Raw genomic sequence first — 21,807 nt, forward strand, 5'->3', positions numbered from 1 at the left:
CTTACAGCCAACCCAAGGAGAACGTCATGCGTGAATCCAGAGACGTAGTCAGGCAGATAACGGTTGCCGCGAGCGCGACCTTTGCCCTCATCGGAGCATTCGTAGGTTCGGGTGCTGCAGGTGGAACCCCGATTCAGGATGCTGCGAGCGGTGCGCTCAGCGCGGACGCCACAGTCATCGCTCCCGCCGGCTCAGCATTCGGCATCTGGAGCATCATCTATTTAGGACTCGTCGCCTACGCCGTCTGGCAAATGCTGCCCAAACAGACGACCGCAGAATTACATCGCCGAGTTGGTTACTGGGTCGCCGCGTCCCTCGTGCTCAATGCCGCCTGGATTCTCTCCATCCAGTACGGGCTACTCGCCCTCAGCGTTCCCGTGATTATCCTGCTACTCGTTGTACTGATTCAGGCGTACCTCATCACTGTCAAACTGCCAGCTGCCGGCGCTATCGATGCGATCATCACGGACGGCACGATTGGCCTCTACCTCGGCTGGGTGTGTGTCGCGACTGCAGCCAACATCACCGCGTGGCTGGTCGCTATCGGGTTCACTGGCTTCGGCATCCCCGACGATGTGTGGGGCGTTGCGATCGTTTTCGTCGCCGGCGCCGTGGGCATCGCGCTTGCCGCGCGCGGTCGGGCACACTTTTCGCCAGCCCTCTCGCTGAGCTGGGGCCTTGCCTGGGTGGCCGTCGGCCGCCTCACGGGTGACCTCATCTCAGACCCCACCGCCACCGCCGCGATCGTGGCTGCTGTTGCAGTGCTCGCGAGCGCTGCCGTTTTCACCATCGCGCGACTTCGCGCTGAACAGTCCGCATAGTGAACGACAGTCGCGCCTCCCGCAAACGCTGGTTAGGGCTCCTCTTCATCAGCATCGCGGTCGCGCTGATTATCGTCGACTCCACGATCGTCAACGTCGCAATCCCCTCCGTTGTTGAAGATCTCGACCTGAACTCAACACAGGTGCAGTGGGTGCAGGAAAGCTACACCCTTGTTTTCGCAGCGCTGCTCCTCGTATTTGGCACCCTCGCGGACCGCTACGGCCGCCGCCGCGTTCTGCTTATCGGTGTCGCGATCTTCGCGCTCTCCTCCATCCTCGCCGCTACTGCTGCGACCGGCGAGCTACTCATCGCATCGCGCCTGGTGCAAGGCGTCGGTGGAGCAATGATCCTGCCGGCCTCCCTCTCCACTATCAATGCAACCTTCCGCGGGCGTGAACGCGCCATCGCCTTTGCCGTCTGGGGTTCCACGATCGGGGGAATGGCGGCAGTTGGCCCCTTGCTCGGCGGTTGGCTCACCACCTACTATTCCTGGCGCTGGGCTTTTGGAATCAACGTTCCTCTCGGCGTGATCATTGTCATCGGCGTCCTCATTTTCACTATCGAATCTAAGGAGGCATCAGCACAGCGGCGAGTGGATGTTGTCGGCGCCGCGCTCTCCGTCGTGCTGTTCGCGTCGCTCGTTTTCGCTCTCATCGAAGGCCGTAGCTACGGCTGGTTCTTCAGCGACACCCCACCCGATTTTTGGACGCTAGATATCTCCCCCATCCCGTTTGCGTTCGCCGTTGCCGTGATTTCGGGCATCATTTTCGTACGCTGGGGCTTCGCGCGCGAACGGGCAGGCAAGTCCACGATGCTGGCCTTCGGTCTGCTGCGAATTGCTTCCTTCCGCAATGGAAACATTGCCGCGATGATCGTCTCGCTTGGCGAGTTCGGCATCATCCTGTCACTGCCGCTGTGGCTGCAGAATGTGCTCGGATATGACGCACTGCAGACCGGTTTCGTTATCCTCGCACTTGCTATCGGTTCGTTCGTCGCGAGTGGATTCGCGGGAGCCTTCGGCAACAAAGTCACCCCCGTCACTATCGTGCGTTTCGGTATCGGCGCCGAAATCGTTGGCGTACTCATCGTCGCGTTCGGCCTCAGTCCGGATGCCGCCTGGTGGCAGATCGCCCCCGGCCTCTTCGTTTATGGTTTCGGTGTCGGCCTCGCCACCGCCCAACTCACCAGCGTTGTGCTCAAGGATGTTCCCCTCAGCCAGTCCGGCCAAGGATCAGGAACCCAGAGCACTGCACGCCAAATCGGTTCAGCCCTCGGTATTGCCATCCTCGGCACGGTTCTCTTCGCGAGCCTCGGCACCGGCCTCAATGCCAAGCTCGCCGACCGCGCCGAGATCCCCCCCGAAACACGAACCCAAATCGTGAACCTCGTTGTCGACTCCGCCGGCACCGGCATTAGTGCCCTCGATGCTCAGTCTCCGGATGTCGCAGCCGACGCCCGCCAAGCCTTCACCGACTCGACACGGTATGCCGCCTTCGCGGCTGCCGGTTTTCTGGCGATCGGATTCCTCGCCAGCCTCCGTCTCGACGGCTCACGCCGCGGCGATGACGACACCGAGGGCTCGGGTTCTCGCCCCGGCGAAAGCCAATCCGCAGAGTCATCCGACAGTCCAGTGCACGAATAGCGCGACGCAAAGCGGCAATGCCGCAACGCCGCAAAAAGCCTGCCGCCCCACACAGCGTGGGGCGGAAGGCTTTTTTGAGCAGCGCTGCTAGCGGCGCTTCTTCTGCTTCAGATCCTTCTCATGTACGGGCTCTTCGCCAGAAGCGCGACGCTCGGCGTAGTAGTCGCGAGCCTCATTCTGACGAACAGCCTCAGCACCTGACGCGATCGGCGCACGCACCAACTCGTCGGTCAGGCCGAACGCGGCCACGAGATCCAGTGCCTGCGGGCGCAAACGCGGCAGCAGGCGATCATCGATGTAGTCGGTGATGGCCTGAGCGCGGTTCGTGGAAATGCGACCGTGCATGAGGTACCAGGCGAGGTTCTTCTCGATGAGTGAGAAGCCGAAGAGGTCACGCAGCCAGGTCATGACCTGAGCAGTGTCTTTGTCTTCGATCTTCTCGAGGGCTCGAGTGAACGCCTCCCACTGGAGCAGTTCAGCATGGGCGTAGGCCGTCAGGATGAGCTGATTCTGGTGACTGTTGAAGAGAGCGGCGGCCTCAGCCTGCGGAAGTTTGGTTGCCGCGCGCAGCTTGCCCGCGACATCCGCCACCATCGTTTCAACACGGTCGGTGAGCAGCTGACGCTGCGAATCGGTATCGCGCACGTAACCGATCGAGCGAGCGGTTGAGCCAAAGTCCACGACGTTCTGCGCGAAGCGGCGAAGACCCGAGCGATTGACGGCAGCCTCGTTGACCTGATCCACCACGAAATGGGCCATGGCACCAGCATCCGCGCCAGCAAACTTGCGGGAGTAGTCGGTGAGCAGTCGTTTGGCGACCAACTGAAGCAGCACGTTGTTGTCGCCCTCGAAGGTGGCGTAAACATCCATGTCGGCGCGCATCTGGGTGAGCCGGTTCTCGGCCATGAAGCCAGACCCGCCACAGGCCTCGCGAGCCTCTTGCAGCGTGTCGAGCGCAGCCCACGTGCTGAGGGGCTTGAGCGCTGCGGCGATAGTTTCGAGATCTTGGCGGTCAGACTCGCTATCGGTGCGGCCCGAGAACACTCCATCGAACTTCTCGAGGAACTCCTCATGCGCAAACGACATTGCATAGGTCTGAGCCAACCGCGGCAAAAGGCGCCGTTGGTGACGCTGGTAGTCCAGAATCACTTCTTCGTTCGTGTTGCTGGATGCCGTGAACTGTCGACGCTCCGAGCCGTACTTGATCGCGATCGTGAGGGCCAGTTTGCTCGCAAGCACTGCGGCACCATCGAGCGAAACGCGGCCCTGAACGAGCGTTCCGAGCATCGTGAAGAAGCGACGGCCTGGGCTGTCAATGTCGGAGGTGTAGTCGCCGTTCTCGTCAACGTTGCCGTAGCGGTTGAGCAGGTTGATGCGGGGAACACGAACGTGGTCGAACGCGAGTCGGCCGTTGTCGATACCGTTCAGACCACCCTTGAGGCCATCATCTTCACCCGAAATACCGGGGAGGAAACCGTTGTCGTCGCGCAGCGGAACGTAGAACGCGTGCACGCCGTGGTTGACATCCTTGGTGATGAGCTGAGCGAAGACCGTAGCCGCTTTGCCGTGAAGCGCAGCGTTGCCCAGGTAGTCCTTCCACGCCGCGCGGAACGGGGTGTTGATGACGAACTCATCGGTGTCGGGGTCGTAGGTCGCAGTGGTGGCGATGCTCGCGACATCCGATCCGTGACCGATCTCGGTCATCGCAAAGGCACCGGGCGTCGTCAGGTTCATGATGTCGGGGAGCCACTTGTCGTGGTGTTCCTTGGTGCCGAGGTGGAGAACTGCGGCCCCGAAAAGGCCCCACTGAACGCCAGACTTAATCTGCAGCGAAGGGTCAGCGAGCACTACCTCTTCGAAGGCGGCAATGTTTCCACCGTGGTCGTCGTTGCCACCGAGCTCTGCCGGAAAAGCGCGCTGGATGGCGCCGTTGTCGACAAGGATCGACATTTGGCTCAGCACACGCTCGCGGTGGTCGGCCATCGAGAGTCCGTTGACCTGATGCAACTCAGGGTTAGTCATGAGCGCGCGCGACTCTTTGCGCGCCTTCGCCCACTTTCCGAGCAAGTATTCGCTCAACCATTCAACGTTGATGGCGGGAACCTCGGAGGAGGTTTCGGAAGGTGTGGTGGCATCGTCGGGCGCAGCGATGGGGTGGCTCGGCGCCGTATCGGCGGCCGTGTTGTGAACCTGGGTCATGGCTATCTCGATTCCTAAAAGTTCGGTAATTACACGCTACGACCGGTGTGCGTTGGCGCAAAGTGGGTCGTGCACCGTCAACGAAGCGGATGCCACACCCGCCGCATCCCTTTGTAAGAAACGGCAAAACAGCTGCGGTTGCGTTGTGGGAATCATTGTTCAGGTGACGTTGTTGGCCTCCGTGAAAGGATGTAACTATGTCGACTATCACTCTCACCTCAGAAGACTTTGGCCAGACGGTCACCAAAGAAGGAATCACGCTCGTAGATTTTTGGGCCGAATGGTGCGGCCCCTGTAAGCAATTCGGGCCCATCTTTGAGACCGCAAGCGAAACCCACCCCGACATCACGTTCGGAAAAGTAGATACCGAAGCCCAGCAGGAACTTGCTGGCGCGGCAGGAATCACCTCGATCCCTACCCTCATGGCATTTCGTGACGGCGTGCTTGTGTTCTCCCAGCCCGGCGCACTTCCTGCCCCCGCCCTCGAGCAGGTCATCGAGGGTGTCAAGAACCTCGACATGGTTGAGGTTCACAAGCAGGTTGCTGAGCAGCAGGCTGCAGCAGAAGCTGGCGAAGCGCCAGCAACCCCTGCTAGCTAGTTAGCTGACAGACAAGCAACTCCCGCAGACCACAAAGGGCCCGCCGACGAATTCGTCGGCGGGCCCTTTTCTGTGCGCTCTCTGCTTGCTCGCGCGGCGAGGAATTACTTCAGCGCGGCAGCGATTGCCTCCACAAAGCTGTCAATACCCCACGGCAGCGAGAGTGCCGTGGGCGGCGAGACCGAGGCGACGAGCGATGCGCCGTTGACGGCGACGAGTCCACCATTGGCAACGGCGGGGATGCTCTGCGCGTAGGGCTGGGCGGCGAAAGCGTCGCCCACTTCTTGAGTCTCGGCGTAGGCGATGAGCAGATCGCTGTCCAACTCATCGAGCTTCTCGTAGCTGAGCGTGTAGAAGAACGTGGAGTCACCGTTGGAGAGAGCGTCGACGGCGGGGGCATTCTTTAGGCCGAGGTCGAGGAGGAACTCGACCCGCGGGTCGGCGGGCTTGTAGACGTAGAAGGTTCCGCCTACGTCGAAGGTTGCCGCAACGGTCTTGCCTTCGAACTCAGGATGCTCGGCTGCCTTCTCGGCGACGAGAGCGTCGATGTTGGTGAGAACCTCATCCGCTGCAGCTGTCTTTCCCAGAGCGGTTCCCGTGGTGCTGATCACGTCACGCCACGGGGTCGACCACGGCAGTTCGGGGTAAGCGACAACCGGCGCGATCTCGCTGAGCAGGTCGTACTGTTCCTCGGTGATTCCCGAGTACGTTGCGAGGATCAGATCGGGGGCAGCTTCGGCAATCTGTTCGTAGGCGGGAGCATCCGTGGTGGCGGGGAAGATCAGTGGGGTCTCTGCTCCCAGCTCGGTGAGAGCATCCGCCGCCCACGGCAGAACGCCGTTCTCGCCGCCACCGTAGTTCTGCGCCTCCATACCGACGGGTACGACGCCAAGCGCGAGCACAGCGTCACCACTTCCCCAACCCAGAGTGAGAACACGCTGCGGTTCGCTCTCGATGACGGTTTCGCCGAAAGCGTGTTCGACCGTGACGGGGAAAGTATCGGATGCTGCGGGGGCACCGGAGTCGCCTTCGGGTGTTGAGGCGGCGCAACCACTCAGCGCGATGAGGGCAGCGGTGGCCGCAGCGAAGGCGGCGAGGCGTGGACGGCGTGACATTGATCTCCTAGGCAAGACGTGGGTTGAAAACACTCGTGCAGCCGTTTCCGGCGCTTAATAAGGATAGGCTTGCCTTATCCAATTGCGCAAGACGGGACCGTCGCAATGAGCGAAGCAACGGCGAACCGATGCGCTGCAATGCGATCCGGCTAGGCCCGACCGACAGGAATCACCATCGGCGAGTGCGACACCGGGTCGGCAATGATTTGCGCCTCGAGCCCAAATGCTTGGCGCATCCGCTCGGCGGTCACGACTTCGTCGGGCGACCCCTCGGCGAGAATTTGCCCCTCGCCCATCAGCACCATGTGATCGGCATAGCGCGCGGCCAGATTCAGTTCGTGCAGGACCATCACGATCGTCGTTCCGCGTTCACGGTTGAGGCCTGCAAGCACATCAAGCGCATCAAGCTGGTGGCGCACATCCAGGAAAGTGGTGGGTTCGTCGAGCAACAGAATGTCGGGATCTTGGCTCAACGCCATCGCAATCCAGACGCGCTGGCGCTGTCCTCCCGAGAGTTCCTCGATGCGCCGCGACGCCAACTGGGCTGTGTCGGTTGCGGTCAACGCCTGCTCGACTGCCACTTCATCCGCAGCCGACCATTGCTGAAACCAGCCCTGATGCGGGTAACGCCCGCGCGCCACTAGGTCACGAACGGTGATGCCTTCCGGTGCGATCGGCGACTGCGGCAGAATTCCTACAACACGAGCGACCTCCTTCGACGGCACCGAGTGGATGTCTCGCCCGTCGAGCAATACGCGCCCCGATGCCGGTCGCAGCAGTCGTGACAGTCCGCGCAGCAGTGTCGACTTGCCACACGCATTGGCACCGACAATCACGGTCACCATCCCGTCTGGAATCGCCAAGCTCACGTTCGACACAATGTCGCGCCCGCCATAGTTCAGAGTCACATTGTCGGCGCGAAGTTCGTGTGCAGGCCGCTTCGAATCAGAATCGCCGGGTTGGAGGTGAGCGTGGTCAGGGGCGTCTGCGTTGGTCACGATGTACGTCCTTCACGGTTGGTAGTGGAGATAAGCCACAGCAGGTAAGGGGCACCGATGAGACCGGTGACGATACCGGCCGGCACTTGGGTTCCGGTAGCAAAGGCATGTTGCGCGACAAAGTCAGCACCGAGGACAAGTACCACGGCCACGAGGGCACTCGGCACGAGGGCGAGAGTGCCGCCGCCGATCATCCGTCGGGCGATGGGGGCCGAGACGAACGCGACAAACGCGAGCGGCCCTACTAGAGCGGTGGCGATCGCGACGAGGGCAACGGCAACGATGATGAGCGCGAGCCGCGATCGCTGCACTGAGACACCAAGGCCTGCAGCAAGATCATCGCCGAGCTGTAACATCCGGAGCTTCGATGCAAGCCCAGCGACGGCGGGCAGCAGCACAACGAGACTGACGGCCATGATGGCGATGTCGCCCCAGCTTGCACCGCCGAGCCCACCCACCATCCATACGAGAGCTTGCTGCGCGTCGCGCACGTCGCCGCGGGTGATGAGGTATCCGAGCACCGCCTGGGCCATGAAGGCAATGCCAACGCCGATGAGAACGAAGCGCATGCCGTTCATACCGGAGCGCCACGACAAGAGGTAGATGGCGAATGCCACGACGAGGGCCCCAACCAGGGCCGACATCGAGACTGCTAGGCCGGTTGCCCCGAATACGAGCAGGCTCAACACGGCGGCGACGCTCGCCCCGCCACTGATACCGATGATGTCAGGGCTGGCGAGGGCGTTGCGGAGCAAGCTCTGAAAGAGTGCACCGGCAAGCCCGAAGGCGACACCCACGAGAATGGCCAGTACCACTCGCGGCAGACGCAGCTTGACGACGATGAAGCGATCGGACGTCGTGCCGCCACCGAAGAGAGTGGCCAGGAGGTCTGGCAGCGAGAGCGTATATGCCCCAACCGCAATACTCACAAGGGTAAGCGCGACGGCGACGAGGGCTAGGCCGATGACGATGCGCAGGGTGCGCGGCGGCATTCGCTCTACGGCAATCGGGGAGCGGACTTTCAGCACGCCGCTCATAGCCCAGCCAACTTCACGCGGCGCACAAGCGCGATCATTACGGGAGCCCCGATCACGGCAACCACCAAGCCGGCTTCAAGCTCAGCGGGAGCAACGATGAGGCGACCCACGATGTCTGCGATAAGCAACAGTGCAGGCCCGAGAACGGCGGAGACCGCAATGATCCACCGGTAGTCGGGGCCCGTGAATGGGCGCACGACATGAGGCACAACGAGCCCGACGAAAACGATAGGCCCGGCAAGAGCGGTAGCGGATCCGCAAAGCAAGACGACCGCTCCTGCCGCGATGGCGCGCGACAGATAGATGCGCTGACCGAGGCCGCGGGCCAGGTCATCTCCGAGGGCAACGAGGTTGAGCATCCGCCCCGAAATTGCGGCGAGAATGAGCCCTCCGATGACAAACCCAATCGTGAGGCGCACGGCTTCGAGGTCGCGACTGGCAAGCGACCCGACCGACCAGAACCGAAAGGTGTTGAGAGTGTCGGTATCGGAAATGAGGATGAGCGAGATCACGGAGGTTATGCCAGCGGTGACGGCGGTTCCCGCGAGCACAAGCTTTACCGGGGTTGCGCCCTCTCGGCCCAAGGAGCCAATCGCGTAAACAATGCTCGCGGCAATTGCTGCGCCGGCGAACGCAAACCAGATATACCCGGTGGGGTTTCTGATTGACAGCACGCTGATCGCAAAAACGACGGCGAGTGAAGCACCCGCGTTGACTCCAAGGAGCCCTGGGTCGGCGAGCGGGTTGCGGGTCACCCCCTGCATGACGGCTCCGGCGATTCCGAGCGAGAGCCCGGCGAGCAGGCCGACGATGGTCCGCGGCAATCGCAATTCACGAATCACGAGCTGGTCGTTATTGCCAGCCTCAGGATCGAAGAGCGCTTGCCAAATTTGGGTGAACTCCACACCGCGAGCGCCAAGCGCGAGACTCAGCACGAGCACAATTGCGAGTAGCCCCACGGCTGCGCCGAGGGTGATCCAACGCTGGGGGCGGAGGCTCAGCGTTCTACGCGGAGCCGAAACGGTCTGTGTCATGTCGGGTGCGGGTGTAGTGGTGTGGGTTACTGCGCTTCGGACTTGCCAAGACGCCAGTACCCCATGAACGCGACCTGCTTGCGGTCAACACCGGTCTCGCTCACAAGAAAACGGCGCAGCAGTTTGATGACGCACGCTTCGGCGGCAAGCCACGCATAGAAGTGCTTTCCGGAGGCTTCGCCCGGCGAATCCCAGAGCAGTTCCGTATCGACGTCGATATCACCGAGTGGTTGCGCGGCTGGCGTGAGTGCGGGCAACACGAGTGAGGCGTTGGCTTGCGTCCACGCCCGGACGGCGGGGTCGAGCGCTGAGCCTGCGGCCTGCTCTCCCCGCGGAAGCCAGGTGACGTGGCAATTGCTCGGCAGATTCAGTGGTGGCCGGTCTGCGGCATCCGGAATCTCGATGAAGGCGTGAGCCTCAACGCTGGGGTCGAGGCGCTCGAGGATGCTGCAGATGGCAGGCGCGGACGTTTCGTCGCCCGCGAGGAGCACGGTGCGGGCCGGGCCGGGGTGCCAGTCGATGCCGATCCCTGACTGGATGCTCGCCGCGTCGGGCCCGACGATGATGACTTCGTCGCCCACCGCTGCGTTCGCTAGCCACTGCCCAGCGGGGCCGTTGGCGCCATGGAAGACCATGTCGACATCGATCTCACGGAGCGCGGGTCGCACAGCACGAATCGTGTAGGTGCGGAACGGGTTGCGGGCCTCATCAGGCAGCGCACGCCAACGGGCGTACCACGTGCCCTCGGCGATGGTCTTCGCATCGTTGGCACCGATGTCGCTCAGGCCGATGCCCGGCAGCGGGAAGACGATCTTGATTCGCTGGTCGAAACCGTCAGCTCCGAAGGTCTCAAACTCAGTGCCAGTGAAGGTAACGCGCCTAAAGTGAGGCGAAAGTTCGCGGATGCTTTCCACTCGTGCAGCAAAGGGTCGATAGCCCGGGCGGGCGTCCTTCGCAATGTCACGTTCTAAGGTAAGCATTGCCTAAGTATGGCACACCTAACCTCGGACGAAAAGGTTAGTGCTCGGGCGGTCCGTCATAGGGTGCATCGTCGTCCGAGTAGAACGGAATGTCGTTCTCGTCGACGGGAACTGACACTGCCGGAGCTACCGATGGACGAGCAGCAGAGCGTGAAGCAGCAGGTCGTGACGGCGCAGGCCGAGAAGCAGCAGGACGCGATTGACGAGCGGTCGCCGTAGCAGGCGCTGCCGCAAATGCTGGAGCCGCGTCATCCGTCGCAGTGCCACTGGGCGCCTCAACCGGCTCCCCCGAAACAACCGCGAGTACGGCAGCTCCATAGGTCTCGAGCTTTTTCTCGCCGACTCCGCTGATCTCCGAAAGCTCGGCCAACGACTCGGGTCTGGTCACGGCAATGCCGCGCAGCGTGGCATCCGCGAACACGACGTAGGCGGGCACGCCGTTATCGCGCGCAACCCCCGAACGCCACGTGCGCAGATTCTCGAACAGGTCGGTGGCAGAGTCGGGCAAATCGGTCATAACCTTGCGCTTCGCCGCACCGCCCGCTGCACCGGAACCGCGAGCCTTGCGAGGCGCTTCCTTGCGCAGTTTCACGGTGCGCCCGCCGCTCAGCACCGACGCGCTTTCGGGGGTGATCGCGAGCGTGCCGTACTCCCCCTGCACCGCTAACAACGATTGCGCGAGCAGCTGCCGCACTACCGAACGCCAGTCTTGCTCCGAGACATCCGAACCAATACCGAAGGTGGCCAGATCGTCGTGACGTTGCTGCGTAACCCGCGGCGTGGTCTTGCCGATGAGGATGTCGACCAGGTGCCCAGCCCCAAACTTTTGGTTGCGCTCGCGCTCCAGTCGCACGATGGTGGACATTAGCTTCTGGGCCGCGACCGTGCCATCCCACGACTCGGGCGGAGACAGGCACGTGTCGCAGTTGCCGCACGCCGTCGATTCTTGACCGAAGTAGCCGAGCAACTGCACGCGGCGGCACTCCACGGTTTCGCAGAGCGCGAGCATCGCATCGAGGTGCGCGCTCAAGTTGCGACGGTGGGCCAGGTCGCCACCCGACTGATCGATCATGCGGCGCTGCTGCATGACATCCTGCAAGCCGTAAGCGAGCCATGCCGTCGCGGGCAGTCCATCACGACCGGCACGACCTGTTTCTTGGTAGTAGCCCTCAACGCTCTTGGGCAGGTCGAGGTGCGCGACAAAACGCACGTCGGGCTTGTCGATGCCCATGCCGAACGCGATCGTGGCCACCATCACCATGCCCTCTTCGCGCAAGAAACGACTCTGGTTGCTTGCCCGAATCTTGGAGTCGAGACCCGCGTGATACGGCAGCGCCGGGATGCCGTTCTCGACCAGGAACTGCGCCGTCTTCTCGACCGAGGCCCGCGATAGGCAATACACAATTCCAGCGTCGCCCGAGTGCTCGGTGTTCAACAGGGTCAGCAACTGCTGCAACGGCTGCGCCTTCGCCTCAATGCGGTACTGGATGTTGGGCCGGTCAAAACTAGAAACGTACTGCGTTGCGTCAGTGAGCTTGAGTCGCTGGGCGATCTCTTTGCGAGTGGCTTCGGTCGCGGTCGCGGTCAGGGCAATTCGCGGAACATCAGGCCATAGGTCATGCAGCACGTCGAGCTGCAGGTAGTCGGGGCGAAAGTCGTGGCCCCACTGCGACACACAGTGCGCCTCGTCGATGGCGAAGAGCCCGATCTGACCCTGCTTGAGGAGTGACACAGTGGACGAGACGCGGAGGCGTTCGGGCGCGAGGTAGAGCAGATCCAACTCACCAGCCCGGTACGCGTTTTCGACGCGCGTGCGCTCGTCGGCGGACTGGGTGGAGTTGAGAAACTCCGCACGCGCGCCGACGGCTGCGAGAGCATCCACTTGGTCTTGCATCAATGCAATCAGGGGCGAAATGACAACGCCGGTGCCTTCGCGAACAAGCGCAGGAATTTGGTAGCACAGCGACTTGCCGCCACCGGTGGGCATGAGCACGAGGGCATCACGACCCTGCACGATGGTGTCGATGATTTCGCCTTGCTGCCCCCGGAACGAGTCGTAACCGAACGTGGACTCAAGAACAGACTGGGCAGACACCATGCCGAGAAGTCTAGGCGCAGCCACTACCATTGGCATGATTCGTCCCCATAGCGACAGGCACCATGTTCACCGTATTTCTCGGGCTTTCTAGCGCGCTCACGTTCGGTGCCGCTGACTTCTTCGGCGGTATGGCAGCCAAGCGAATTAGCCCGATTCTGGCTACTGCAGTGGGAGCCGTTGCGGGCCTTGCCGTGTTGCTCCTCATCTTCCCGTTCGTCTCGAACGTGTGGTCGACAGAGGCCGTGATCTACGGCGCCATCGCCGGCGTCAATAGCGCGGTGGCGATCGGTCTGCTCTATGCCTGCCTCGCGATCGGGCCCATGAGCATCCTGTCTCCTGTGACCGCGGTCATGTCGGCAATCGTGCCAGTGACCGTCGGTCTGCTGCGCGGAGAATCGCTCGGGGCGTTTGGTTTCGTCGCGATTCCTGTCGCGCTCATCGCCGTCGTGCTTGTGGGATTCGTTCCCGAAAAAGATGCCGTGCGACCGAGCACCAAAGCACTGCTCATGGCGGTTGGTGCGGGCACCGCCATTGGGATGTTTTTTGTGATTCTGGATGCCGCCCCCGACAACTCTGGCATCATCCCGGTTCTCGGCAACCGCGTCGTCAACGCGCTCGTCATGTTCACGCTGTTCTTTGTGATGGCGGCGTTGGCTAAGCGCCGCCGAGCCGGAGCGCCAGCTCCGGGCCGCTCGTCACTCTGGCGCCGCGGCATCTATTTCGCGATGGTCGGCGGCACTCTCGACGTAATCGCCAACATGGCGATCATCACGGGAGTTCGCATCGGCGACCTTTCGGTCATTGCCGTACTGACTGCGCTCTACCCGGCAGGCACTGTGCTGCTTGCGGCGATCGTGTTGCGCGAGCGAATCGCGCCCCTGCAATATGTCGGTATTGCGTTGGGTATCACCGCGAGCGTATTGCTTGTGGTGGGCGGCTAGAGCACTATCCCTTCGTCGAACCAGCGAGCAGTCCGCGCACGAAGTAGCGCTGCAGCGCAAAGAACACGATGAGCGGCACGAGGATCGAGATGAAGGCGCCTGCGGTAAGCAGGTTCCAGTCTTGACCGCGGCTACCGGTGATCTCTGCCAAGAGTTTCGTCATCGGCGCGACTCTTCCATCGGCAAACACGAGCGCCACGAGGAGGTCGTTCCAGACCCACAGGAACTGGAAGATCGCAAAGGAGGCGATCGCCGGCATGGTGAGCGGGAGAACGATGCGGAAGAAGACTTGACCGTGGCCCGCGCCATCCACTCTGGCTGCTTCAATCAGCTCGGAAGGAATCTCGGAGACGAAGTTGTGCAGTAGGAAGATCGCCAACGGCAGCGCAAAGATCGTGTGCGCAATCCACACCTGCGAATACGAGTTAGAGGCGTTGAGGCTCGAGAACAGCTCGATGTCGCCGATCGATAGCCCACGAGAGAAGAGACTCAGCAGCGGAACTAGCGCCATCTGCAGGGGAACGATCTGTAGTGCGAAGACTCCGATGAACATCCAGTTGCGACCAGGAAATTTTATCCAAGCGAATGCGTAGGCTGCCAGGCTCGCAATGACGAGCGGGAAAATCGTGGCTGGCAACGTGATGGCGATCGAGTTGATAAACGCGCCAGCAAGGTTCAGCGTGCTGTTTCCGGCCGCCAACACCTCGGTGTAGTTGTTGAGTGTGAAGCCAGGGTTTTGGAAGATCGTCCACCAGCCGTTACGCAGAATTTCCTCCGGCGGGCGCAGCGAGGAGACGAAGAGTCCGAACGTGGGAGTTGTCCACAGCACCGCGATCACGAGAGCCGCGATCGTGGCACCTCGGCTCGTGAGGCGCTTCTTGGTGCGCTTGGCTGCTCCCATTTTTTCGCCACGAGCCAGTTGCTTCTCGGTCTTCTTGCCGAGTGGAAGCTTCGCGGGCACTGTCGCGGTCATCGGATCTCCCTCTGCTTGGCAATCTGTCTCGCGTTATACACGACAATCGGCAGCACCATCACGAACAGCACGACCGCGAAGGCGGCAGACCTGCCCACCTCGAAGCCTTGCCACTGCGAGTACATTTCGTTGGCGATAACGCTGGTCTCGTTCGCTCCGGCAGTCATGGTGCGCACAATGTCGAAGACTTTCAGTGAGGCAATCGAGATCGTGGTGAGCACAACAACAAGGGAGCTGCGGATGCCCGGCACTGTCACATTGATGAAACTCTGCCACGCGTTCGTTCCGTCAAGCTCCGCGGCCTCCAGTTGCTCGGCGGGAACACCCTTGATCGCGGCCGACAGGATCACCATGGCGAAACCGGTCTGAATCCAAATCAGCACGACGATGAGAAAGAAAGTGTTCCATGGGGAATTCGAGATCCAGTCGACCGGTTGCCCGCCCATCCAGACCACAATCTGGTTGAGTAGCCCGATTTGCTCTTGGTCGGCCGGGCGCACCGCGTACACGAAGCGCCAGATGATGCTCGCGCCGACGAACGAGATGGCCATCGGCATGAAGACGAGCACTTTGAAGATCTTCTCGCCGCGCGACTTGTCGATGAAGACGGCATAGGCGAGACCGAAAATGGTCGAAACCGTGGGAACGATCAAGACCCACACGACCGTGTTAAGAACGGTGCGGATGCCGGTGTCTTGAGTGAAGATCCAGATGAAGTTTTCGAGGCCCACGAATCGCGTTCCGCGGCTATTCATGAAGGCCTGAATCGTGGTCTGGATGGTCGGGTAGATGAGGCCAATCGCGAGCAAGAAAATCGCCGGACTCATGAAGCCAATGAGCTGGAAGAGGTAGCCCGCGCCCTGCTTCGAGCGGTAATCGAGGATGAAGAAGAGCCCGCCGAAAACGGCTGCTGCTCCCGCCGCCCAGTACACAGACCCAAGGGCCAAGAAGATGAGTGTCGGGATCAGCACGCAGGCGGCGGCACGGATGATCGTGTACCTACGGCCACTGCGTGGGGCGATCTCAATGAAGAAAATCAGCAGGGCGATCACCGCGAAGAATGCCAAAAGCACAAGCGGTATTTGAGCGAGCGCGGGGAGCGTGGAAATCCACGCAAGAAAAGCTGACATTAGCGACCTTTCGAGTGCATCACTGGACTCTTCACTTCACAGGCAGTACTGCTGTTTCGACTCTACCGAGGAGTGGGCACGAGCGGGAGAAAAGAGAGCGTGGGCTGGAAGCTAAAATTTCCAGCCCACGCTCATCGTTAGACGGTGCTACTCAGATGGCCATGAGGCATCGATAGTCGACAGCACCTCTTCAGTTGACTTGCCGTTGACCCAGTCGACCATTCCGGTCCAGAACGATCCAGCACCAACAACACCCGGCATGAGGTCGGATGCATCGAAGCGGAACGTAGTGTCGGGGTCCTGCAGAATCGTGATGGCCTGCTGCAGGATGGGGCTGCTTGCGCTGGCAGGGTCAAGGCCATTGTTAGCGCTAATGACACCACCCAACTTCACTCGAGAGTTAGCCCACTCAGCGCTCGACAGGTATTCCTGCACGGCGATCGTGTCTTCGTCGTTCGAGAAGGCACCCACGATTTCGCCACCACCGGTGACAGCATTGCCGCCGGCTTCAACGGAAGGAGTGACGAAGGCCCAGATGTCAGCATCCGGTCCCACCGAGGCGTTTCCGTTCTTGGGGTCCTGAATGAACCCATCGAAGAAGGATGCCTGGTGGTGGAGTGCACACGTGCCGTCGCCGAGGGCGCGAGCGGGGTCACCAAACGGCGTGGAGTTGATCGACTTCACGTCGCCGAATCCCGCGTTCACGAATTCAGGGTTCAAGAGGATGTCGCCAACGGAGTCGAACGCCGAAACGATCGCAGGATCGCTGAACGGGATCTCGTGAGAAACCCACTTGTCGTAGGTTTCTGGTCCGGCCTCGCGAAGCACGAGGTCTTCTACCCAGTCGGTTCCTGGCCAGCCTGTTGCGGCATCCGAACCGAATCCGGCACACCACGGTGCCGTACCGGTCTTGTCCGCGATGGTCTGGGTGAGCGCGAGAAGTTCATCCCACGTCTCCGGCACTTCTACGCCCCAGTCTGTGAAGTCTGACGGCGAATACCAGACGAAGCCCTTGACGCTGGCCATGAGGGGCGCACCGTAGAGGGTGTCGCCTGTGGTGGCATACGCGGCCCAGTCTGCTGACCAGAATTCGTCGACATTGGCCTGGACGCCTTCAGGTGCCGGTTGGATGTAGTCGCGTGATGCGAGGTCAGCGAGAAGACCTGGCTGCGGGAAGATCGCTAGGTCGGGTGCGTTGCCACCCTGAGCACGGATGCTGATCTGAGCTTCAAACTCTTTGCTCGATTCGTACTGAATGTCGATGTCATTCGCTTCTTCCCAGTCAGCCCAGGATTCTTCGAGAAGTTCAGCTTCGGTGTCTGCGATCGTGCCGTAGATGGTAACGACGCCATCCGCATCACCCGAGTCGCCAGGGCCACCTGTGCCACCAGATCCTGATGCGCAACCGGTGAGAACCATACCTGCGATGCCGAGAGTGGCAATCGGAAGTAGGGCTCGTCGATAGTGGTGGGAAATCATACAAATCCTCCTCGTCGAGGTTTTGCCCGCAAGCCGAGCAGCATGCGGGGGAACAACTGCAGCTCTGAACCTGCCCCATCAGAGTGACAAAACCTCCAGAGAGCGTGTTCATTTATCACGCTAGGCCACCCCGAGAGGGTTCTGCAAGCGCTTACGGTTCAGATTCATCGACCGAAACCGGAATGAGACATTAGGCGATGCGGACTCGGCAATTGGGGCCCTCTTCTAGGCAAAGTTGAGTATTCACGAGTGCGGGTGTTCACTGGATTCATGGAACAAGGACTAGTAATTGACTGGACTCAGATGCCGACCTACAACACCATCATGGCGGTGGCTGCCGGAGCGGGCCTGATCAGCCTTGTCTTGTTCGCGCGAAGGCTCATGGCGGGGACCGAGGTTGAGTTCCGCGGCTACGCTGTCAATTTTGGGGTGCTTGGTCTGATCCTGACGATCACCGGCGCCCATATGACGCTCACGTGGCCGTTCGCCGCGTATTTCCCGTTCGACAACATCATCTTCGGGGAGCCAAGCCTCGCGTTTGGAGTTCTCCTGCTGGCCGCCAGCTTCGTGCTCTGGCGTCGCGCCGACGCATTTGAAGAATCAGCGGATGCCGCACGCTCCGTTGCCAAAACCGCGCAACCGCTCGGCGTGCTCATCTTCGGTCTCGGACTTTCGCTTATCGCAATTGCCTTCGCGGGAATCATCTTCCAGCTCTTCGCTGCTCCGCCGGAGGAACCCATCTCTGGCGCTTTCGCCGAATGGCCGTGGGTTGAGGCAATTTTCATGTCAGGGCTCTTTGGCCTCGTCGGTGTCGGAGCGCTGCTCTTCCCCTTCGCCACCCGCGTTTTTGCTGTGCGCAGTACGCCCACCAAGGTGCAGTGGGTCGCAGGAGTTGCACTAGCCCTCGGCGGCGTCGCATTCCTGCTCTTCGGCGCTCTCAACTTCTTTACCCACATCGGTCTTATCGTCAACACGATGGGCTAACACGAAAGTCGCCGCTTTAGGCGATGCGACTGCCGCGGCTCAACTTGGCTGCTGGAGTTCGCGTTCGCGCCAACGCTCCCGCGAGCAGTGCACTGGCAAGCACTAGGTGAGTCGCGAGCCCCACTGCCCAACCGGGAGTCGTGGACTCGATAACGGTCCGCGGGTTTGAGTACGGCGATGACTGATCAACCTGCCCTACGACGCACTCGGACCCCCCGTAACCGTCAGCCTGAGACAGCTGCGCCAGTCGAACCGAGAACTTGAAGTAGCCGAAGAGATCCGTCGGTTGATCGTCCGAGTCATACGTTGCCGGCACGGCATCCGCCAATATCACATAGGGGTTGGCGGCGAGTGCTCCCCAGAAGAGATCAAATCGGGGCGTTTGGTATTCGTACTCTTCTGGCGTCGAACACGATGTCGGAATGCCCTTGGAGTCGTATTCGAGGGCGTAGCTCGACACCGTGGTGACGGTGGTTTGTAGTGCGAGGCCGCCAAGCGTAAAGGCAATAAGCGTGCCGACGCTGAGGGCGGCAACGACAAGGTAGGTCACGACGATCGAAAACAGTGGTCGATTCATGAGTCCGGAAAGGCCAACGCCAACCGCAGCGACGACGCCGAGCTCAATCGCCAAAACAATGATCGAGACCAGAATTGTATTTGCGGAGAGCTGACCGACAATCGCGGCGTAGATCAGAAACGGCACCGCGGCGATCAAGAAGGCGAGCGCGGTAATCCACGCGGAGAGAAACTTGCCCATGATCAGTTGACCGGTCGTGATGAGCGTCACCTGAGTGGTGGCAAGAGTTCCGGCATCCCGGTCGCCATTGATGGCATTGCCGCTGAGAGCTGGGGCCACGAGCGTGCCGAGCAGCAGCACAAAGTAGATGATCGTGGAGTAAACGCCACCGCCACCGCCGTTCGTGCTCCCGAACCCATTGAGGGCGAAGGAGAGCAACACGGTGACGACAAGAATCAGTGCGACAAATACCGCGAGCAGGATGTACCAGCTCACGGTGCGCACCCGCTGGCGCAGTTCTAGCGAAAGAATTACCCCGACTCCGGCGAAGAATGCGCTCATGTGGTTTCTCCCGAGCTCAGGTCGATAAAGGCATGTTCGAGGTCACCAACGGCGGGAGCGAAGGTACTGATCGCAACACCGGAGCCGACCAAGCGTGCCAGCAGAGCGGATGCCTCGGCTTCCCCCTCAAGGGCAACGATGAGTTCCGTGCGATCGGTCGCAATCGCGGCGTCATCGATGCCGTCGGCGATGAGCGCGGCACGCAGGGCCACGACGTCGCTCGAGCGGATACGCCACGGCCGAGCACTGGCGCGACTGCGCGCAAGCGCCTCGGCTGATGCCGTCACCCCTTGGGAGATATAGACGGCGCCATCAGCCATCTCGTCGAGTTCGGAGAGCACGTGGCTGGAGACTAGGAGCGTCTTGCCTTCAGAAGCGAGGCGCCTCACGAGGGTTCGTAGGCTGGCGCGCGCTACCGGGTCGAGTCCCGATGCTGGTTCATCAAGCAACAACACATCGGGTTCGTGCACAAGAGCGCGAGCCAAACTGAGTCGCTGCTTTTGCCCGCGCGAAAGCACCCGGGTGGGGCTATCTGCGAGCTCGGGAAGGTCAACCAGAGTGATCAGCTCTGCCGCACGCGTTGCAGCGGCAGGTTTATCCATCGCGTACATGCGTGCCGTGTAGATGAGGGTGTCGCGAACGCTGAGGCTAGGCCACGAGCCGAGCACGTCGGGCATCCATCCCAGTCGCGCGCGTACCGCTGCCGTCTCGGTCACAGGATCATGACCAGAGATGCGAATGCTGCCGGCATCCGGTTGCAAGAGCGACGCCAACATGAGCATGAGCGTTGTCTTGCCCGAACCGTTGGGGCCGATCAGCCCCGTTACGGTACCCGGCTTGGCAATGAAGCTGGCGTCACGCACGGCATGAACCGTGCCGAATGAGCGACCAACGCCTTCGACAACGATGCCGGTCGGCGCTGACTCTGTGAGCGCAGGATCGCGAGGGCCTGGCGGGATAGGTGATGCCTCAACTGACGTCATGCAACTGAGCATAACTTACAGAAAGGCACCCCGCTCGACCCCCAAGGGGGAGCGGCTGGCTAGATATAGATCGCGGGATCGGTGTAGTTGAAGTTGTCTTTTGAGACCTTCGTGCCGCGCTTGGGGCGCGCTACCGCAGGAGCACCGACGAGCAGGGAGTCGGCGGGTGCGCTCGAGACTACGACTGCTCCAGCCCCCACTACTGAGCCTGAGCCGACAGTAATGTCGCCGAGAACTGCGGCACCAGCCCCAACAACGATGTCGTTGCCCAGAGTTGGATGCCGTTTGCCTCCGTGGGAGCTTGTGCCGCCAAGAGTGACACCGTGATAAATCAAAACGTCATCGCCAACGATCGCGGTCTCTCCTATAACAACACCGGAACCGTGGTCAATGATTACCCGGCGACCGATTTGGGCCGCAGGGTGAATTTCCACACCGGTCAAGAAGCGAACGAACTGAGAAACCACGCGGGCAAGGAAAAAAGCCCGCGCGGTCCACAACCAGTGCGTGAAGCGGTAACCCCAGATCGCATGCATCCCTGAGTAGGTTAGCCAAATCTCGAAAGAGCCCCGAGCTGCAGGGTCGCGCTGGCGCACAGCAGCAATATCTTCACGGGTTCGAGGAAACAATAGGGCTATCCGTCTGTTGGGATGGTCGGTGATTGAGCTAGCGAGACGCGCTATTAGTCGACGAGGTCTTCGTACAGCAGAGTCGAGAGGTAGCGCTCACCAAAGCTCGCGATGATCACGACAATCGTCTTTCCCGCGTTCTCGGGGCGCTTAGCCAATTCGAGGGCCGCGTGAACGGTCGCTCCGGAGGAGATTCCAGCGAGGATACCCTCTTCTGCGGCAAGGCGACGAGCCATCGTCACTGACTGGGTGATGTTGACGTCAAGAACCTCGTCGTACACATCGCGGTCGAGAATCTCGGGCACAAAGTTGGCGCCGATTCCCTGAATTTTGTGGGGGCCAGGTGCTCCGCCGTTGAGGATGGCAGATTCTTCAGGCTCAACAGCAACAACCTTGATTTCGGGGTTCTGCTCCTTGAGGTAGCCACCAGCACCAGTGATTGTTCCACCGGTTCCGATGCCAGCGACGAAGATGTCGACTGCACCATCGGTGTCAGCCCAAATCTCGGGGCCAGTGGTCGCGCGGTGAATGGCGGGGTTCGCCGCGTTCGCGAACTGCTGGGCCGCAACGGCACCCTCAGTGTTCGCCACAATCTCGGCTGCCTTCTCTACAGCGCCACGCATGCCCTCCCCTGCTGGAGTCAAGACGAGTTCTGCACCGAACGCGCGAAGCAGCATCCGGCGCTCCTTGCTCATGCTCTCTGGCATGGTGAGCACAACGCGGTAACCGCGAGCCGCTCCAACCATTGCCAAAGCAATTCCGGTGTTTCCGCTTGTGCCCTCAACGATAGTTCCGCCTGGCTTCAGTGCGCCGGCTTTCTCGGCAGCGTCAATGATGGCAACGCCGATACGGTCCTTCACACTGGCGGAAGGGTTCTGGAACTCGAGCTTGGCCAACACCGTTGCGCCAGCGCCCTCTGTTACAGCGTTGAGCTGAACCAGAGGGGTGTTCCCGACGAGTTCGGTGACGTTTTTGTAGATACGACTTGCCATGATTCAGGGGTTCCTTCGCAGGTAGGAGATCGATGGGAGCTTGCTCACCATAGTTACTAGCACTCAGCAGGCCAAATTTATTTCATCAAACTGA

General features: G+C 61.1%; 19 protein-coding genes. 5 read left to right on the forward strand and 14 right to left on the reverse strand.

Going from position 1 to position 21,807, the window contains the following annotated elements; all coding sequences use genetic code 11:
* The first annotated feature begins 26 nt into the window (after nt 1-26).
* Both AC1ENN_RS12615 and AC1ENN_RS12620 read left to right on the forward strand, forming a co-directional pair.
* The gene (locus AC1ENN_RS12615; RefSeq protein ID WP_480406180.1) at nt 27-821 is read left to right on the forward strand and encodes a tryptophan-rich sensory protein; all 795 of its coding nucleotides are present in this window, start codon (nt 27-29) and stop codon (nt 819-821) included.
* Nucleotides 821-2,464 (forward strand): DHA2 family efflux MFS transporter permease subunit, encoded by a 1,644-nt coding sequence (locus AC1ENN_RS12620; RefSeq protein WP_480406181.1) that lies wholly within the window; start codon nt 821-823, stop codon nt 2,462-2,464. Before AC1ENN_RS12615 ends, AC1ENN_RS12620 begins: the two co-directional genes overlap by 1 nt.
* A gap of 87 nt (nt 2,465-2,551) precedes the next feature.
* On the opposite strand, the gene AC1ENN_RS12625 is transcribed toward AC1ENN_RS12620, so the two are convergent.
* Nucleotides 2,552-4,663 (reverse strand): acyl-CoA dehydrogenase family protein, encoded by a 2,112-nt coding sequence (locus AC1ENN_RS12625; protein WP_480406182.1) that lies wholly within the window; start codon nt 4,661-4,663, stop codon nt 2,552-2,554.
* Between the two features lie 197 nt (nt 4,664-4,860).
* On the opposite strand from AC1ENN_RS12625, the gene trxA reads away from it, so the two are divergent.
* Nucleotides 4,861-5,262 (forward strand): thioredoxin, encoded by a 402-nt coding sequence (trxA, locus tag AC1ENN_RS12630; RefSeq protein ID WP_449647577.1) that lies wholly within the window; start codon nt 4,861-4,863, stop codon nt 5,260-5,262.
* Between the two features lie 104 nt (nt 5,263-5,366).
* Here trxA and AC1ENN_RS12635 read toward each other — a convergent pair whose 3' ends face one another.
* The 6 genes from AC1ENN_RS12635 to recQ all read right to left on the reverse strand — a co-directional run bounded on the left by AC1ENN_RS12635 (nt 5,367) and on the right by recQ (nt 12,554).
* The gene (locus AC1ENN_RS12635) at nt 5,367-6,377 is read right to left on the reverse strand and encodes an iron-siderophore ABC transporter substrate-binding protein (protein ID WP_480406183.1); all 1,011 of its coding nucleotides are present in this window, start codon (nt 6,375-6,377) and stop codon (nt 5,367-5,369) included.
* A 149-nt stretch (nt 6,378-6,526) separates the two neighbouring features.
* Complete coding sequence (locus tag AC1ENN_RS12640) at nt 6,527-7,285, reverse strand: ABC transporter ATP-binding protein (protein WP_449648208.1); 759 nt, start codon at nt 7,283-7,285, stop codon at nt 6,527-6,529.
* An 86-nt stretch (nt 7,286-7,371) separates the two neighbouring features.
* Entirely contained in the window at nt 7,372-8,412 is a 1,041-nt protein-coding gene (locus AC1ENN_RS12645) for a FecCD family ABC transporter permease (RefSeq protein WP_480406184.1), read from the reverse strand.
* The gene (locus tag AC1ENN_RS12650) at nt 8,409-9,446 is read right to left on the reverse strand and encodes a FecCD family ABC transporter permease (RefSeq protein WP_480406185.1); all 1,038 of its coding nucleotides are present in this window, start codon (nt 9,444-9,446) and stop codon (nt 8,409-8,411) included. Before AC1ENN_RS12650 ends, AC1ENN_RS12645 begins: the two co-directional genes overlap by 4 nt.
* 26 nt (nt 9,447-9,472) lie before the next feature.
* Nucleotides 9,473-10,426 carry a siderophore-interacting protein gene (locus tag AC1ENN_RS12655; RefSeq protein WP_480406186.1) on the reverse strand — a complete coding sequence of 318 codons (954 nt, stop codon included), beginning with the start codon at nt 10,424-10,426 and terminating at the stop codon, nt 9,473-9,475.
* A 37-nt stretch (nt 10,427-10,463) separates the two neighbouring features.
* Nucleotides 10,464-12,554, reverse strand: a complete 2,091-nt coding sequence (gene recQ, locus AC1ENN_RS12660; protein WP_480406952.1) for a DNA helicase RecQ — start codon at nt 12,552-12,554, stop codon at nt 10,464-10,466.
* Between the two features lie 32 nt (nt 12,555-12,586).
* On the opposite strand from recQ, the gene AC1ENN_RS12665 reads away from it, so the two are divergent.
* Nucleotides 12,587-13,465 (forward strand): EamA family transporter, encoded by an 879-nt coding sequence (locus tag AC1ENN_RS12665; RefSeq protein WP_449647583.1) that lies wholly within the window; start codon nt 12,587-12,589, stop codon nt 13,463-13,465.
* Between the two features lie 4 nt (nt 13,466-13,469).
* Here the strand turns inward: AC1ENN_RS12665 and AC1ENN_RS12670 are convergent, their stop codons facing one another.
* From AC1ENN_RS12670 to AC1ENN_RS12680, 3 genes are all read right to left on the reverse strand, one after another.
* Nucleotides 13,470-14,438 carry a carbohydrate ABC transporter permease gene (locus tag AC1ENN_RS12670; protein WP_449647584.1) on the reverse strand — a complete coding sequence of 323 codons (969 nt, stop codon included), beginning with the start codon at nt 14,436-14,438 and terminating at the stop codon, nt 13,470-13,472.
* On the reverse strand, nt 14,435-15,568 hold the full coding sequence (locus tag AC1ENN_RS12675) for a carbohydrate ABC transporter permease (protein ID WP_480406187.1): 1,134 nt from the start codon (nt 15,566-15,568) through the stop codon (nt 14,435-14,437). Before AC1ENN_RS12675 ends, AC1ENN_RS12670 begins: the two co-directional genes overlap by 4 nt.
* 147 nt (nt 15,569-15,715) lie before the next feature.
* Entirely contained in the window at nt 15,716-17,047 is a 1,332-nt protein-coding gene (locus AC1ENN_RS12680; protein WP_449647586.1) for an ABC transporter substrate-binding protein, read from the reverse strand.
* Nucleotides 17,048-17,317: 270 nt separating this feature from the next.
* Between AC1ENN_RS12680 and AC1ENN_RS12685 the strand changes: the two genes are divergently transcribed.
* On the forward strand, nt 17,318-18,031 hold the full coding sequence (locus tag AC1ENN_RS12685) for a DUF981 domain-containing protein (RefSeq protein WP_449647587.1): 714 nt from the start codon (nt 17,318-17,320) through the stop codon (nt 18,029-18,031).
* A 16-nt stretch (nt 18,032-18,047) separates the two neighbouring features.
* On the opposite strand, the gene AC1ENN_RS12690 is transcribed toward AC1ENN_RS12685, so the two are convergent.
* Genes AC1ENN_RS12690 through cysK form a run of 4 tightly spaced genes read right to left on the reverse strand, consistent with a single transcriptional unit; the run spans nt 18,048 to nt 21,713 of the window.
* Nucleotides 18,048-19,109 (reverse strand): ABC transporter permease, encoded by a 1,062-nt coding sequence (locus tag AC1ENN_RS12690; protein ID WP_480406188.1) that lies wholly within the window; start codon nt 19,107-19,109, stop codon nt 18,048-18,050.
* Complete coding sequence (locus AC1ENN_RS12695) at nt 19,106-20,092, reverse strand: ABC transporter ATP-binding protein (protein WP_480406189.1); 987 nt, start codon at nt 20,090-20,092, stop codon at nt 19,106-19,108. The genes AC1ENN_RS12690 and AC1ENN_RS12695 overlap by 4 nt, the downstream gene beginning before the upstream one ends.
* Before the next feature lie 59 nt (nt 20,093-20,151).
* Nucleotides 20,152-20,721 (reverse strand): serine O-acetyltransferase, encoded by a 570-nt coding sequence (gene cysE, locus AC1ENN_RS12700; protein WP_449647590.1) that lies wholly within the window; start codon nt 20,719-20,721, stop codon nt 20,152-20,154.
* A gap of 53 nt (nt 20,722-20,774) precedes the next feature.
* Nucleotides 20,775-21,713, reverse strand: a complete 939-nt coding sequence (cysK, locus tag AC1ENN_RS12705; RefSeq protein ID WP_449647591.1) for a cysteine synthase A — start codon at nt 21,711-21,713, stop codon at nt 20,775-20,777.
* Nucleotides 21,714-21,807 lie beyond the last annotated feature (94 nt).

This window comes from Rhodoglobus sp. G.S.23 (genome assembly GCF_056675935.1).